At 43.3% G+C, this 15,167-nt stretch carries 16 protein-coding genes and 1 riboswitch; of the genes, 3 read left to right on the forward strand and 13 right to left on the reverse strand.

Annotated elements, in window-relative coordinates; genetic code table 11:
* Positions 1–104 precede the first annotated feature (104 nt).
* The 4 genes from VIG27_RS09275 to VIG27_RS09290 form a co-directional block, all read right to left on the reverse strand.
* On the reverse strand, positions 105–968 hold the full coding sequence (locus tag VIG27_RS09275) for a YitT family protein (protein WP_394522214.1): 864 nt from the start codon (positions 966–968) through the stop codon (positions 105–107).
* A gap of 149 nt (positions 969–1,117) precedes the next feature.
* Positions 1,118–2,635, reverse strand: a complete 1,518-nt coding sequence (gene galT, locus VIG27_RS09280; protein ID WP_394522215.1) for a UDP-glucose--hexose-1-phosphate uridylyltransferase — start codon at positions 2,633–2,635, stop codon at positions 1,118–1,120.
* Positions 2,636–2,720: 85 nt separating this feature from the next.
* Positions 2,721–3,236, reverse strand: coding sequence for a Gx transporter family protein (locus VIG27_RS09285; RefSeq protein ID WP_394522216.1), 516 nt, complete (start codon positions 3,234–3,236; stop codon positions 2,721–2,723).
* Between the two features lie 97 nt (positions 3,237–3,333).
* Positions 3,334–4,866: an FMN-binding protein gene (locus VIG27_RS09290; protein WP_394522217.1), complete on the reverse strand. Its 1,533-nt coding sequence runs from the start codon at positions 4,864–4,866 to the stop codon at positions 3,334–3,336.
* 184 nt (positions 4,867–5,050) lie between these two features.
* Here VIG27_RS09290 and VIG27_RS09295 point away from each other — a divergent pair, with 184 nt between their 5' ends.
* On the forward strand, positions 5,051–5,401 hold the full coding sequence (locus VIG27_RS09295) for a NusG domain II-containing protein (RefSeq protein ID WP_394522218.1): 351 nt from the start codon (positions 5,051–5,053) through the stop codon (positions 5,399–5,401).
* 24 nt (positions 5,402–5,425) lie between these two features.
* Here the strand turns inward: VIG27_RS09295 and VIG27_RS09300 are convergent, their stop codons facing one another.
* The 7 genes from VIG27_RS09300 to VIG27_RS09330 form a co-directional block, all read right to left on the reverse strand.
* Positions 5,426–6,826 carry a sensor histidine kinase gene (locus VIG27_RS09300; protein ID WP_394522219.1) on the reverse strand — a complete coding sequence of 467 codons (1,401 nt, stop codon included), beginning with the start codon at positions 6,824–6,826 and terminating at the stop codon, positions 5,426–5,428.
* 20 nt (positions 6,827–6,846) lie between these two features.
* A complete protein-coding gene (locus VIG27_RS09305) occupies positions 6,847–7,536 on the reverse strand; it encodes a response regulator transcription factor (protein WP_394522220.1) in 690 nt (229 codons plus the stop codon).
* 16 nt (positions 7,537–7,552) lie between these two features.
* Complete coding sequence (locus tag VIG27_RS09310; RefSeq protein WP_394522221.1) at positions 7,553–9,214, reverse strand: Na/Pi cotransporter family protein; 1,662 nt, start codon at positions 9,212–9,214, stop codon at positions 7,553–7,555.
* 97 nt (positions 9,215–9,311) lie between these two features.
* On the reverse strand, positions 9,312–10,304 hold the full coding sequence (locus VIG27_RS09315) for a dipeptidase (RefSeq protein WP_394522222.1): 993 nt from the start codon (positions 10,302–10,304) through the stop codon (positions 9,312–9,314).
* A gap of 165 nt (positions 10,305–10,469) precedes the next feature.
* The gene (locus VIG27_RS09320) at positions 10,470–11,189 is read right to left on the reverse strand and encodes a GTP pyrophosphokinase (RefSeq protein ID WP_394522223.1); all 720 of its coding nucleotides are present in this window, start codon (positions 11,187–11,189) and stop codon (positions 10,470–10,472) included.
* A gap of 29 nt (positions 11,190–11,218) precedes the next feature.
* Positions 11,219–12,058: a P-loop NTPase gene (locus tag VIG27_RS09325; RefSeq protein ID WP_394522224.1), complete on the reverse strand. Its 840-nt coding sequence runs from the start codon at positions 12,056–12,058 to the stop codon at positions 11,219–11,221.
* Between the two features lie 263 nt (positions 12,059–12,321).
* Positions 12,322–12,894 (reverse strand): folate family ECF transporter S component, encoded by a 573-nt coding sequence (locus VIG27_RS09330; RefSeq protein WP_394522225.1) that lies wholly within the window; start codon positions 12,892–12,894, stop codon positions 12,322–12,324.
* 62 nt (positions 12,895–12,956) lie between these two features.
* Positions 12,957–13,054: riboswitch (THF riboswitch) on the reverse strand.
* 159 nt (positions 13,055–13,213) lie between these two features.
* On the opposite strand from VIG27_RS09330, the gene VIG27_RS09335 reads away from it, so the two are divergent.
* The gene (locus VIG27_RS09335) at positions 13,214–13,585 is read left to right on the forward strand and encodes a CidA/LrgA family protein (protein ID WP_394522226.1); all 372 of its coding nucleotides are present in this window, start codon (positions 13,214–13,216) and stop codon (positions 13,583–13,585) included.
* Positions 13,578–14,270: an LrgB family protein gene (locus tag VIG27_RS09340; RefSeq protein WP_394522227.1), complete on the forward strand. Its 693-nt coding sequence runs from the start codon at positions 13,578–13,580 to the stop codon at positions 14,268–14,270. Before VIG27_RS09335 ends, VIG27_RS09340 begins: the two co-directional genes overlap by 8 nt.
* Before the next feature lie 47 nt (positions 14,271–14,317).
* Here the strand turns inward: VIG27_RS09340 and VIG27_RS09345 are convergent, their stop codons facing one another.
* Together VIG27_RS09345 and VIG27_RS09350 are read right to left on the reverse strand one after the other, a co-directional pair.
* Complete coding sequence (locus VIG27_RS09345; RefSeq protein ID WP_394522228.1) at positions 14,318–14,608, reverse strand: hypothetical protein; 291 nt, start codon at positions 14,606–14,608, stop codon at positions 14,318–14,320.
* A gap of 93 nt (positions 14,609–14,701) precedes the next feature.
* Positions 14,702–15,157, reverse strand: a complete 456-nt coding sequence (locus VIG27_RS09350) for a DUF2752 domain-containing protein (protein WP_394522229.1) — start codon at positions 15,155–15,157, stop codon at positions 14,702–14,704.
* Positions 15,158–15,167: the final 10 nt, after the last annotated feature.

Genomic DNA, 15,167 nt, shown 5'->3' on the forward strand with positions numbered 1-15,167 from the left:
AAAGCGTTAAAGCGTAACTTTGTTAAAAATGTCCTATAAAATTGCTTTAAAAGCATTTTTATTGCATCAAAAAACCGAAGCATAATACGCTCCGGTTTTAAATACTAACTGGTTAAAAATCCCTTTCCTATAATTTCACTGGAATTGGAAATCAGGATAAAGGCAGATGGCTCTACGTTTCGTATATAGTTTCTAAGTTTCAGCGCCTGAGACCGTTTCATAGTGGTCAATATGACGGTTTTCTTATGATGACTGAACGCTCCCTGTGCCTCGTAGACGGTAGCGCTCCGGTTCAGTCCATGAATAATGTAATCACAGATGGGAGCCGGATCATCACAGATAATACTGAAACACTTGCACAAATTGATATTCTCTATTATATCGTCAATCACCAGGGATTTCGCCATAAGTCCCAAAGAAGAAAACAACCCTGTCTGAGGACCAAATACGAAATAAGCCAGAATGACACCTGTTACATCCACAAGCAAAAGCACAGTTCCAATGTTATAACTGGTGTACCGCTTTAAAATCATGGCGATCACATCGGTTCCCCCGCTGGAGGCTCCCACATAAAATAGGATTGCCGAGCCCACACCTGGTAAAAGAATGGCAAAAATCAATTCCAAAAGCGGCTCTGAAGTCAGAGGCCCTTTCATTGGATACAGCCGTTCCAGAAAATATAAGAATATGGACATCAGGATGGTTGCATATATGGTCTTGATACCAAAGCCCTTTCCTAAAAACAGAAATCCAACTGCCAGCAGAACCCAGTTCACAATATTCGTAAACTGACCGGCCGACCAATGTGTTAATGCACTGATCACAGTGGCAAAGCCTGTAACACCTCCAAAAGCAAAATTATTTGGGAATTTAAAGAAATATATCCCCACCACCATAATCCAAATGCTTACTGTAATCAGTCCATATTCCGCAAGCGTTCTCAGTGTCTTATTCTCTATCTGCTTCATGACAATTTCTAAGTCTCCCTCCGGCTCATTCCGTCCGGTTTCGTATGTTTTTTATGTAAATCAGAACACTTCTCCTGATTCCAAATAGAATATAACTCAAAGGGAAAATAATTACAAACATCAATCTATCTGATAGTCTCACAATGTTTCTATTGTAAGACAGGAACAAAACCAACGCTGGTCAAAAACCGTTCAAACCTCCTGCGCCCTTCTTCATTGCATTTATAAACACCTGCGTCTTCCAGTACCCGTTCAAATACCCGTCCCACTTCCGTTTTCAAGATGTCCTCCACGTTGTCTCCGTTCACGGATTCATAGCCAGGAAGAAAAGCCTCCACCCAGTCAGCATGCTTTTCAATCTCCGGGTTCGATCGGATGCTTTTTCCTTCTATCAGGTATTTGGCCAGGAGATTAAGCTCATCCTTTAGTCTGGAGGGCAGAACAGCAAGCCCCATGACCTCGATCAGGCCGATGTTCTCTTTCTTTATATGGTGAAGCTCCTGATGGGGGTGGTAAACGCCTAAGGGAAACTCCTCTGTGGTGATGTTATTTCTTAAAACAAGATCCAGTTCATACATTCCATCTTTCCTTCTGGCAATGGGAGTAATGGTGTTATGAGGCTGTCCTTTGGTTTCAGCAAAAATAAAGGCTTCCTCATCGGTATAACCCCTCCATGCTTCAAGAACCTTTGTACCAAGTGCAATCAATTCTTCCGGATCTTTGCTTCTGGTACGCAGAACCGACATGGGCCATTTCACAATGCCTGCTTCCGTTCCTTCAAAGCCTTGCAAACGGTATTCGCGCTCCATCCGGGCCTTTGCCATGGGAAAATCATAATTTCCTCCCTGAAAATGATCATGGGAAAGAATGGACCCTCCTACGATGGGCAGGTCTGCATTGGAGCCAAGGAAATAATGAGGAAACTGCTTTACAAAATCAAACAGCTTTACAAACGTCTCCCGTTCTATCTTCATGGGAATATGCTGTCCGTTAAATACGATACAATGCTCATTATAATATACATACGGAGAATACTGGAACCCCCACTGGCTGTTGTTGATGTTTAACCGGATAATCCGGTGATTGTTCCTGGCCGGATGATCGGTCCTGCCTGCATATCCCTCATTCTCCATGCATAGCAGGCATTTGGGATATCCGCTTTGTTTGGCAAGCTTTGCCGCTGCGATGGCCTTGGGATCTTTTTCAGGCTTTGATAAATTAACGGTAATGTCTAAGTCTCCGTATGGGGTAGCGGTGATCCACCGCATGTCCTTTTTAATCCGGTATCTCCTGATATAATCAGAGTCCTGAGAAAGTTTGTAATAATAATCTGTGGCAGCAAGGGGGGATTGTTTATGATAAAGTTCCCAGAACTTCTGTTCCACTTCACTGGGTCTTGGCATCAGGCAGTTCATAAGCCTGGTATCAAATAAATCCCGGTAGGTAACGGTATTCGCTTCCAGCAGTCCCATCTCCCAGGCGTAATCCAGCAGTTCTTTTAAAACCTCCTCCAGATCAAGTTCCATTGCTTCTGCAGCCGGTTCCTCATATTCGTCCAGCTGTAATACATCTAACAGCTGATTCACCGCATAATGTTTGTCCGCTTCCTTGAGTAACCCTGTATTGAGTCCATACTGTACCAGCTTTTTAATTGCCATGTAAATCATCCTGCTCATCCTCCTGGTTTCTTTCGCCTAGTTTTTCTTATTATATCTTTCTGAGACTGGTAAAACAATACAATATCTTTTGATTTTACTGCACTTTTTTTAGATAAATGCCAATTCGTTCAATCATCATATTTCCAAGAATACCAATGACAAGGCCGGCAGCTGTACCAGCAATCAAAAGCATAGGCAGATAATAAAACACACCCGTCTGCCTGACAACATAGGCTGCCACACAGAGCTGTCCGATGTTATGGGCCACACCGCCTGCAACACTGATCCCAATGGTTCCGAACCATTTGTACTTTTTGCATAGTATCATCATCAGAATACTGAAAAAAAAGCCTCCCAGACTGTAAAATACTGCAAATAAATTGCTGAAGGTAAAGCCCACCAGCAGGATCCGTAAAAAGGCAACAGCAATTGTTCCTTTTGTTCCGATGGTGGAAAGCCCCACAATCGTCACCAGATTTGCAAGCCCTAATTTCACTCCTGGAATCCCCAGGGAAATGGGGATCAACGTTTCAACAAAGCTGAGAACAAAAGCAAGTGCGATTAGCATTCCATAGAGCGATGCCATTTGTGCTGATTTCTTCCCCTTCATGAAGTAACTCTCCTTTTCCTTCCTCTGGGTCTATGTAAAATCCCGGAGACCGGTCTTTTTTATCAAAGCCTCTCTCCGGGATATCTCAATGGACCTGTTACTTTGATGCCTGACTTAAACAGTCTTTCACCCCGTTTACGAAACCAGAAAGGTTGATGCTCACTGACGCAATGGAATCAGAGTAGCCTTCTTTATTGACAAGGCCCTCGACTCCCTGATGATCCAGCACATAATTCACCACAGCTTCTGCCTGCTCATGCCACTTGGGTCCGTTCTCCGTCATGACATACTTGCCCTCCATGGACAGTTGACTCTTTTTGGTCCCATCCTCCTTCAAACAATCCCAGGTAAGGCTTGTGATGGTATTTCCTTTAATGGTCATCTCCACCTGATCTTTAAACCCGTTTTCGTCAAATTCCGGGGATTCATAGGAATATGTTCCGTCTTTTAAAGAGGATTTGGCTTCCTCCGATCCTTCGGAAGCCTGACTCAAACAGTCTTTCACCCCGTTTACGAAACCAGAAAGGTTGATGCTCACTGACGCAATGGAATCAGAGTAGCCTTCTTTATTGACAAGGCCCTCGACTCCCTGATGATCCAGCACATAATTCACCACAGCTTCTGCCTGCTCATGCCACTTGGGTCCGTTCTCCGTCATGACATACTTGCCCTCCATGGACAGTTGACTCTTTTTGGTCCCATCCTCCTTCAAACAATCCCAGGTAAGGCTTGTGATGGTATTTCCTTTAATGGTCATCTCCACCTGATCTTTAAATCCGTTTTTATCAAATTCCGGGGATTCATAGGAATATGTTCCGTCTTTTAAAGAGGATTTGGCTTCCTCCGATCCTTCGGAAGCCTGACTCAAACAGTCTTTCACCCCGTTTACGAAACCAGAAAGGTTGATGCTCACTGACGCAATGGAATCGGAGTAGCCTTCTTTATTGACAAGGCCCTCGACTCCCTGATGGTCCAGCACATAATTTACCACAGCTTCTGCCTGCTCATGCCACTTGGGTCCGTTCTCCGTCATGACATACTTGCCCTCCATGGACAGTTGACTCTTTTTGGTCCCATCCTCCTTCAAACAATCCCAGGTAAGGCTTGTGATGGTATTTCCTTTAATGGTCATCTCCACCTGATCTTTAAACCCGTTTTCATCAAATTCCGGAGATTCATAGGAATATGTCCCGTCTTTCCATTGGGAAACGGTTTCTTCCTCTGTCTCTTTTACTTCCCCTCTTGCCTGGGAAAGTGCCTCATCCACAGCTTTTTTAATCGCATTGCTGCTTAAAGTAGCTCCTGATACCGCATCAACTTCCGTGGACTGCTTGGAAATAATGGAATCCGTAAGTCCCGGCAATACCATGTTTAAAAGCGTTTCTTTTTCTCCGTTTACTTCTATGGACTCTATAGACTTTCCAGATACTGTTACATCTGCCTGAACGGTTCCTCCATATCCTCTGGCAGTTCCTGTATAAGTTCCGGGAATATATACATTGGCCCCTGCCCGGCTGTCAATGGCTTTATAGAGAGGGTCTGATCCTAAAATGGTGGCACCCGCAAGCACAATCATTACCCCCAGTCCGATATATCCGTTCCTTTTTGCATTTGAGTTTCCTTTTTTCATAGCTTCCTCCTGCCTGATAAAGTTTGATTTTATTTTAACATATCATTGGAACATCCATCAATCTTTTTATTGATTATTTATCTTTTGGAAAGAGTAGAGATTATGTGTTATAATGAAAAAAATCAGATTTTTTTATTCTTCTGATTTTATAGACCATAGAGAAGAAAAAGAAGGATTGGGTAATATGTCATTGAAAAAACACAAAAAAGAGATTCTGCTAATTGTAATTATTTTAACTGCAGCCGGTGCCCTGCTTCTGGTTAATCAGGTCCTTTTTGCAAAACCAGCGGAAAAAGCAGAAATATCTGTAGATGGCAATGTGATAGACACACTGGACCTTTCCAAAGATACCGAAATAACCGTGAACGGTTATAACGGCGGCACTAACCGCATTGTTATAAAAAACGGCAAAGTCCATGTTTCGGAAGCCACCTGTCCGGATAAAATCTGCGTACACCAGGGCTGGGTAGAACATACCGGAGAAAACATCGTATGTCTTCCCAACCATCTGATTGTCCGGGTCACCGGAGAATGACCCGCTGTAAAAATCATTTTATTATCACAGCTTTCCCTGAATTGGGATCTTAACCGTAAACTCCGTTCCTACATCAAGTTCTGACTCCACGGTGATGGTGCCTTGATAAAAATTCACAATATGCTTTACAATGGAAAGCCCCAGCCCCGTACCGCCCTGTTTCTTGCTGCGCCCTTTGTCTACCCGGTAAAAGCGTTCAAAGATCCGCCCCAGGGAATCTTTGGGGATTCCCATCCCGTTATCTTTTACGCTGATGATCACATACCGGTCTTCTTCTGTTACCTTGACCCACACTTCTCCTCCCGGCTTATTGTACTTTACCGCATTTGTGATCAGATTTCCAAAAAGCTCCTTCATCTGCTGCCCATTGGCATAAATACAAAGAGGTTTGCAGTCCATATGGATCGTAACCTCATGGGAGGCAGCTAAGGGCTTTAGGGATTCAATCATATCGTCCAGCACAATGGACAGGCGGACATCACTTTTTAAGACTTCCGCTTCTTTTGTTTCCAGCTTGGAAATCATTAAAATATCATTGATCAGATTGTTCATATTGACCGCTTCTTTTTTTATACGGTTTACAAAATCTCTTTTCTGGCTTTCATCTGCAATGATCCCGCTTTCCAAAAGTTCTGCATATCCCTGTACTGAAGTGATGGGAGTTTTCAGTTCATGGGAGGCATTGCTGAAAAATTCCTGCCGGATCTGCTTTTCCATTTCAATCTGATTCAAATAATCCTTAACATTCCTCGACATCTTTGTGGTGGTTTCGGCAATGATGTTAATTTCGGGATACTGGTAGGTTTCAAAGGAAAGGTCTGTATAATCCCCATTTACCTTCAACATTTCCTGAGAGATCTCTTTCAAAGGTTTTGTAATGGATTCGGCAAAGTTGTCTGCGGAAAAGGCGGAATACATGATGGCAACCAGGAAACTGAGCCATACGGCAGGCAGCAAAAGCATCAAGTATTCCTTCATGCCTGTATAGGGAATGGCCATGCGCAGGATGTAATCCGACTCAGAAGAACGGATCGCCACATAAAGCATGTTTTCTTTCAGGGTTTCCGAGTAACGTCTGGAATAGCCTTCTCCCCCTTGCATTGCCTCCTTTACCTCTTCCCGCTGCGAATGGTTATCAAGAGAAGCTACCGGCACGTCTCCCGTATCGGCCACAACCACTCCATCCATGCGGATAACGGTAAACCGGCTTTGCTTATCATCTAACACTGCCTTCAGCTTCTCCACCTCACCGGTAAGGTCCCCTCTGTAATCAATGACTTTATCAACAGCCCCCAGCGTATAGAGCATATCCTTTCTGGAATTTTTAAGCAGTGCGCTGCTGGAAGCAATATAGAATATGAATGTACTGAGCAGCAGCACCACCAAAATCACCTGAAGAAACTTTGCAAATATTGCCCTTCTCATGAAAACCTCCGCTTCTTGATTTACTCATCTGTCCGAATGAACCGGTATCCTACTCCACGTACCGTTTTGATGCAGGCACTTCCTTTTTCCCCCAGTTTCTGCCTTAATGTCCGGATATGCATATCCAGAGTCCTGGTTTCTCCGTCATAATCATATCCCCAGATCTGATTGAGCAGTTCGTCTCTGGTAACGACTTTGTTGTGGTTTTCCATCAGATACTGGAGAAGTTCAAATTCCTTGAGGGTCAGCTCTACCTTAACACCATCACAGTAAACTTCTCTGGTTTTTTTATTCAATGTCAAACAATACAGTTCCAGTTCATCATCCGGTGCATTGGACCGTGTGCTGCGGCGCAGAAGGCTTCTGATCCTGGCAGCAAGCTCCATGACCCCAAAGGGCTTTGTCATATAATCGTCTGCTCCGCCATCCAGACCAGCTACCTTATCAAATTCCCGGTCCTTCGCGGTAAGTACCAGAATGGGAAGATCCTTTAAAGATTCAATTTTCCGAATCTTACGAATTGCGGTCAGACCATCCATGCCTGGCAGCATCAAATCAAACACCGCAAGAGAAGGCTTGTCTGATTCAATCTGCTTTAAGCAGTCTTCTGCCATCTCAAAGGCAGCCACTTCATAGCCAAATCCTTCCAGGGCTATCTTTATCAAGTCTCTGATGTTATCATCATCTTCAATTACATAGATTCGTTCCATTTTCGTCTCCCTTTCCTTACATTTCATCTCTAACAAAGCCAGCGATATTATGGGCATGGTCTGAAATGCGTTCCAGATTGTTTAAAGCATCTAAATAGATCACACCGTTTTCCGGCTGGCAGGTTTGCGCCGACAGCCGGCCGATGTGGCGTTCCCGGAATTCCTCTTCTAAGTTGTCCACCAGTTCTTCGCTTCGGACAACCGCCCGGACTTCGGTCATATCCGCGGTTTCTTTTGCCTTTATGGCATGTTCCACAGAGGAGCGGACGGCATGGAACATTTCCCTCAGTTCTCTGTCCGCGTCTTCGGAAAATACAATATTCCGTTTTGCTTTTTCCACCGCCAGTTCGGACAAATTTTCACAGTGGTCGCTGATTCGTTCAAAATCACTGACAATATAGAACAGATTTTTTACAATGAGGTGCTGTTCTTCATTCAAAGACTGGTTGCTGATCTTTATTAGATAGTCTGTGAGGATTTTTTCATAATCATCAATTTTTTGTTCCATTTTATTCACTTGTACGGCTTCCCCTGTATCATCTTTTAAAAGGACCTGGGCGGCTAAATCAAAATTATGAAGTGCAGCATACCCCATATTGACCACTTCATGGCTTACGCCTTCAATGGCAAAGGACGGGGTATCTAAAATCCTGCGGTCCAGGTGCCGCTTCATTTCATCCGTGGAATCCAGGGTGCATTCCTTCTGTTGCCCGTCATCTTTCACCAGGATTCCTGAGGCTTTTACCAGAAGTCCTGCAAACGGATATAAAAGAATGGTATTGCTGACGTTAAATACCGTATGGAATATGGAAATCTCCACACTGTTGACGGATGCGGCTGCAAAAGCAGGATTCCATCGAAATACAGCTGCCATAATTACGCCAAAGACCATCGCCCCCGCCAGATTAAAGAGAAGATGAATGACTGCTGCCCGTTTGCCTGTGGCATTTGCCCCAACACTTGAATGAAGAGCCGCCGCACAGGAACCGATGTTTTGTCCTAAATTAATGAAAACAGCAGTCTGCCAGTTTACCATTCCATTCAGTGCAAGAACCTGCAAAATTCCCACGGATACGGAGGAGCTTTGAATCAGGCAGGTGACAAAGAGTCCTGCTGCCACTCCAAGAAGCGGTTTTTCTCCAAGAAAAGTAAATATATGGAGCAAAACCGGGTTGGTACGGTAGACTGCGGCACAGCCGGACATAAAATCAAGTCCCAGGAATAAAAGGCCGAATCCCACCAGAATTTCACCGGTCTGTTTTCTTTTTCCGCTTTTGGATAGAAAGCCCAAAAGCGCTCCGACAACAATCAGAACCGGCGAAAACAGCTCCGGCTTTAACATCTCGCCCCATTCATTTATGGAAACGATCCAGCTGGTGACGGTAGTGCCTATATTGGCACCCATAATGATTCCGACTGCCTGGGAAAGATTTAAAATTCCGGCATTGACAAAGCCCACCACCATGACCGTCGTTGCAGAGCTGCTGAAAATGATGGCAGTAATTCCGGTTCCCAGAAGGATTCCCATAATCCGGTTTTCGGTCAGTGCACCCAAAAGCTGCTGCATTTTATGACCGGCCGACTTTTGAAGCCCGTCAGCCATCCGGTCCATTCCATAAAGGAACATTCCAAGTCCCCCCAAGAATTGGATGAATCGTTGTAAATCTTCCATCGACATAGTATCCCCCCGATCTTACCGCATGTCTTGTAAGTACTATATCAAATCTATGTAAAGTATCATGCCCTGAAAGGTAAAATTCTTGTAAATTTTTTAATTAATGTAAAATTTCTTTATAAACACGTAAAACATTTTTATAAAAAACAGCCTCAATTTCACGTTCTGTAAAACCGGACTTTTTCATGGCTGCTTCCAGCACAGGCAGATCTTCCGGGGATTTCATCTCCAGATCCCCGCCGATGCCGTCAAAATCCGAACCTAGTCCAATGCACTCAATACCGCCAACCTGCTTCATATGTTTGATATGGGATATCATATCCTCCACACGGCTGATGGCTCCTTCCCCTTTTTTCCAGTCATGGAGAAAAGCCGCACAGTAATTAAGTCCCGCAACTCCGCCCCGCTCTGAAAGACGGCGAATCATATCATCGGTTAAATTTCTCGGATTGGAGGCCACCATACGGGCATTGGAATGACTTGCTACAAAAGGTTTGGTGGTATAACGGAACACATCTTCAATTCCTGCATCGGATAAGTGGGATATATCTACGATAATTCCCAGGCGTTCCATTTCTTTTAAGAATTCAATGCCTTTTTCTGTAAGTCCGTGTTCCATGTCCGGTTCAAAAAACACCTCGTCATGTTCCTGCCAAATGCGGTTTGGATAAGCCAGCTCATTCTTATGGTTCCACGTGAGGGTCATCATGCGGACCCCAAGCCGGTAAAAATTCCTTAAAAATGCAAGCTCTCCCTGGCACACTCCGCCCTCTTCAATGGTAAGCATAGCTGACATCTTTCCTGCCAACCGGTTTTCTTCAATATCTTTATAGGAGGTAACCACGCCGATCAATTCCTGATTTTTTTCCATTTCCGTATAGAAAAGATCCACAAGCTTCATACAGTATTCAAAGGGGCGCTCGTGCCTGGGCAATTCTGTAAACAGTGCAAAGTTCTGCAGATAATAATCCCCTTTTTTCATGCGTTCTAAATCAATGTGGCAATCATTTTTTAAAAGAGAGTATTCTTTGCCCCCCTCCCTTCGGTAAAACAGCTCTGATATCGTATCACAATGCATATCAATCACTTTCATATTTTCAGTCCTTTCTCGAACCTCGTGATTTTTACATACACAGAAGGAGTAACCCATAATGAGCTACTCCTTTTGTAATTATGCAAATGGGATTCCAGTTATGTTACATTTACAGGAAAAATTCGTTGCTCACTCCTGCCCTTCCGGAGAAATCCTTTAAATCTATCAATGATCATTATTTGTGACTGCTATTCCCTGAGCTTCAATCTTTTTTCTAATGTTGAGCATCCTCTCGTCGGTGTTTGCAATCACATCTGCACAGTCCCGCAGTTCTGCACATATTTCTTCGGAATACGCTTCCACTTCTTTTTTATATTTTAGCTGATGGTCAAGACTTGCCCAAAAGTCCATGGCAATGGTACGGATCTGAACCTCCACTCTCATCCATTTTTTCTGTTCGGAAAAAAATACCGGAATCTCCACAATCATATGATAACTGCGGTAGCCGTTGTTCTTTGGATGGCGGATATAATCCTTAATCGCAATGATATGGACGTCATCCTGACGGGTCAGCATCTCAGCCACCGCATAAATATCATCTAAAAATGAGCAGATAACCCGGATTCCTGCCACATCATCAAGATTTTCCATCATGGATTCCAGGGAAACAGGAAGTCCCCTGCGCTGCAGCTTTTCAACAATACTGACAGGCTTTTTTACTCTTGATTTCACCAATTCAATGGGGTTTCTTGAGTTTCTTACGGATAATTCATCGTTTAAAACCTCTAATTTCGTTTTAAGCTCCCGAATGGCACAGGTGTACATCATCATCGCTTCCTGAAACTGATAGGCCTGCTTGATTAATGGGTCGGGAACCTGAACGAGATTCGGAACGTTCACTATTGACTGGACCAGTTCACTATTAGGGTTCATGCTTATATTCATATTTGCACCTCATTTGTTGAGAAATACTCTTAAGCCTTTTCAACCGCAGAAACAGCGGCATCAAACCAGGGAGCTTCCAAGTATTCAACCATACCACCATCCACAGCTGCCGCGATCTTCGGGTCAATGGGGATTTTTGCCAGAACTTCAAGCCCATGGCTCTCCGCCACTTCATCAATATGGCTTTCCCCAAAGACGGTTATCTTTTTCCCGCAGTCCGGGCAGTTTAAGTAGCTCATGTTCTCAATAAGCCCCAGGATCGGCACGTTCATCTTCTTTGCCATGTTTACTGCTTTTGCAACGATCATGGAAACCAGCTCCTGAGGAGAGGTTACAATGATGATCCCATCCACAGGCAGGGACTGAAATACGGTAAGGGGAACGTCGCCGGTACCGGGAGGCATGTCCACAAACATATAGTCAATATTTTCCCAAAGCACCTCCTGCCAGAACTGTTTTACCGTTCCCGCAATTACAGGACCTCTCCAGATGACCGGATCTGTTTCATTATCTAATAAAAGATTGGCAGACATGATTTCAATTCCTGTATTGGAAACTGCAGGAATCATAAGACCGTTTGCTGCCATTCCCACACCTGCATCGGAAAGACCAAATGCCTTTGGTATGGAAGGGCCGGTAATATCCGCATCTAAAATTGCCGTTTTATATCCCTTTGCTTTCATATGGACTGCCATCATAGTGGTCACCAGTGATTTGCCCACCCCGCCCTTTCCGCTGACAACACCAATTACTTTTTTCACTGAACTGGCAGGATTTAATGGTTCCAGAAAACTTTTAGGTCCTTCCTGTCTGCTTGGACAGCTTTCCCCGCAGCTATTGCAATTATGAGTACAATTTTCGTCACTCATGATTCATTCCTCCTAACAAATAATCAAATAAATAGAGCGGCCCAGTGGACCCGCCTCTGTTTTCTTTCAATGCATCTCTCTTATCCGTAAGAAAAACAGGATACGGATACTTAAGATTATAGTATGAAAGGAGCGTTCTGTCCATGGAATTTATACAGAGTAATGCAAGATATTGGCTTATTTTTAATACAATATCACCAATTGGCTTTGTTTAGCCGGAGAAAAGCCTGCGGTCTTCTCCTGAAAACCGCAGGCCCTCCTGCTTATTTCAGCCCTGCTGTCCCGGGCTTTTGTATGATTTTAAATACTCCAATAGAATCCAGTGCTTTGACCATAGAATAGAAAATCATGGAATCAATGGGCCACATCACAAGGTTTTTTAACGCTCTTGCCGGAAGGAGTACCATAAACCCCTTTCCATACAGTATGGATAAGCAAAGGGTGTTCAGGACCACATTACAGATCAGCATAACAATGAGTTTGGATATCAGGACCCGTTTTAAGGTGATGGCTTTCTTATAATAGAAGCAGCCATAAATGACACCCGATAATACGGTCACCAATGTAAGTCCCGGAAAGAAGGCTCCATTAGGCTTTAATAGATATTTGAGCACATCCATACTTCCGGAAAACAAACCGCCTACCACAGGCCCAAACAGACAGGATATCAGTCCATTGGGAATGGAGGCAAAACTGAGCCTGATATAATTGCCAAAATTAATGGAAAACATACCAAGAATTATTGCAATGGCACCAAACATGGCGGCAATGGTGATGGTTCTTACATATCGAAGTTCTTTGTAAGAAGCGGTGAACAAAGTGACGAATTTTTTCATAAAAAAATACCTCCTTTGCAGACCTCAGACTACAACCGGAGATAATTAGACCTATCTTCTGATGCAGCGGGATGCGACTTGTGTACCGCAAGAAAATCTTTTCGTCCGAATGACAACTCCCTGTTCACTCAGCACTTAACGCACACTAGTCTACTCTGCGACTTTTCTTATTGAATTTTGTAACCCCATCAGTATATCATAAATTCTTATGAAAGCAAATATTTTTTTGTTCTGGTTTAAAACTAATTGACAAGCTGTAAATTTAAGTTTAGGATAAACCATAGCTGTAAATTCGACAAAAAACGCGGGAGGCGTAGTTATGAAATACTTAAGACAATTCAGCATAATTCTTTTCATATCCTTAATCGGAGAAATTATTCATTTATTTGTTTCTCTTCCTATCCCTGCCAGCATTTACGGCTTGCTGCTTATGTTAATCGGACTGAAAACAAAAATCATACCTTTATGCGCTGTGGAGGACGCCAGTATTTTTCTCATTGAGATCATGCCGGTAATGTTCATTCCGGCGGCCGTAGGGCTTTTGGATTCCTGGGGAATCCTTGGACCCATTCTGGTACCGTTTATTGTGATAACCCTGCTTTCTACGATCGTGGTTATGGCAATTACCGGCAGAGTGACCCAATTTTTCATTCGGATCGACAGAAAAAGAAAGGACAAAGAAAATGAGTAACACAATTAACAGTTTTTTATTTTTCGGTGCAGCGGTAAGTCTATTAAGTTATGAACTGGGACTCTTATTGAAAAGAAAACTAAAATCCCCTATTTTTAACCCACTTTTAATATCTATTGTGGTTGTTATGGCTCTTTTATCTGTATTTAAGATCAAATATGAAGTCTACAACCAGAGTGCAAAATACATCAGCTATCTTCTCACTCCGGCCACCATTTGCCTGGCCGTTCCGTTGTACCGGCAGATAGAGCTTTTAAAGAAGCACTCCAAAGCAATTTTAGCCGGAACGCTGACCGGAGTCATTACCACGATGGTCACAGTACTGCTCCTTGCCACCGTATTTGGTCTGAATCACCAGGAATACGTTACTTTTCTTCCTAAATCCATTACAACGGCCATTGCCATGGGGATTTCGGAGGAGATGAAGGGCTTTGTAACCATTACCGTTGCAAGCATTATTATCACTGGAATTTTAGGCAATATCATTGCAGAAACCGTCTGCCGGGTGTTCCATATTACAGAACCGGTAGCCATCGGCATTGCCATCGGTTCCTCCGCCCATGCCATAGGAACTACAAAAGCTCTGGAAATGGGAGAAATCGAAGGTGCCATGAGCAGTCTTGCCATTGCGACGTCAGGACTCTGTACGGTGGTTTTTGCATCTATTTTTGCCAATTTTCTATAATGAACAATTTAGAGACAATAAAAAAGAGGTCCTGAGACCTCTTTTTTTTAATAATAGCTTCCAGCTGCTGCAATAAGACTTGCAAAAATAGTCAGATATAAGATAACAAAAAGAACAACGGCGACTGCTTTAACAATCAGAAAGGCCCTGCTGAAATTTTTGCGGTTTTCATTGCCGTTCCCAAAAGCCCAGATAAGCAGCATGATAATATCAACACATGGTATCATTGTAATAATCAGAGTGACCACCCACTCTCCCATTGTCATTACACTTTTGTTTGGATCTGCCTGAGTGAAATTCTGGCTTCCCTGGTAGCTTACATTGTTGTCGTTTTCCATACTTTTCCTCCTTGGTAAACTCTAAATATTTTATAACGTTTAACATTATATCATAGATTATTTGAATTTGGTATAATTTTCTACATTTTTCGTCTATTTTATCTGTAATGCTCTTAAAATACGACACAAAAGACTATTGTCATAAAATACATAAGGCTCCCTATAAGGAAAGTACAGCTTCATCCGGATGAGGTACAAAACAAGGGCTATGACCACACTGACAAACAGCAATATACCGGCAAGCTGTTTGTTTCCTCTGTTGAAATAGTTTACTCGAATCTGATTCAGCAGGCATAAAAAAATAAGGGGCGCCGATGGATTTAATTCTATGCATCCGGATATGTCCCCTCTTGCCAGGTGAAGAAGTGCTCTGGTCCCTCCGCAGCCAGGGCAGGGAATTCCAATCAAGCCTTTCAATGCACACAGACCGCCTGTCATGGCATACATTACGGCACAATAGACGGCAAACAAGCTCAAAATTAAAACGGAAAATCCCACATTGGTTCTCTTATGTTTCTTTTCTGCATTAATGTATTTTGTACGATCCACAAGGCACCTC

This window comes from Lacrimispora sinapis, assembly GCF_043633585.1.
GTDB classification, from domain to species: Bacteria; Bacillota; Clostridia; order Lachnospirales; family Lachnospiraceae; genus Lacrimispora; species Lacrimispora sinapis.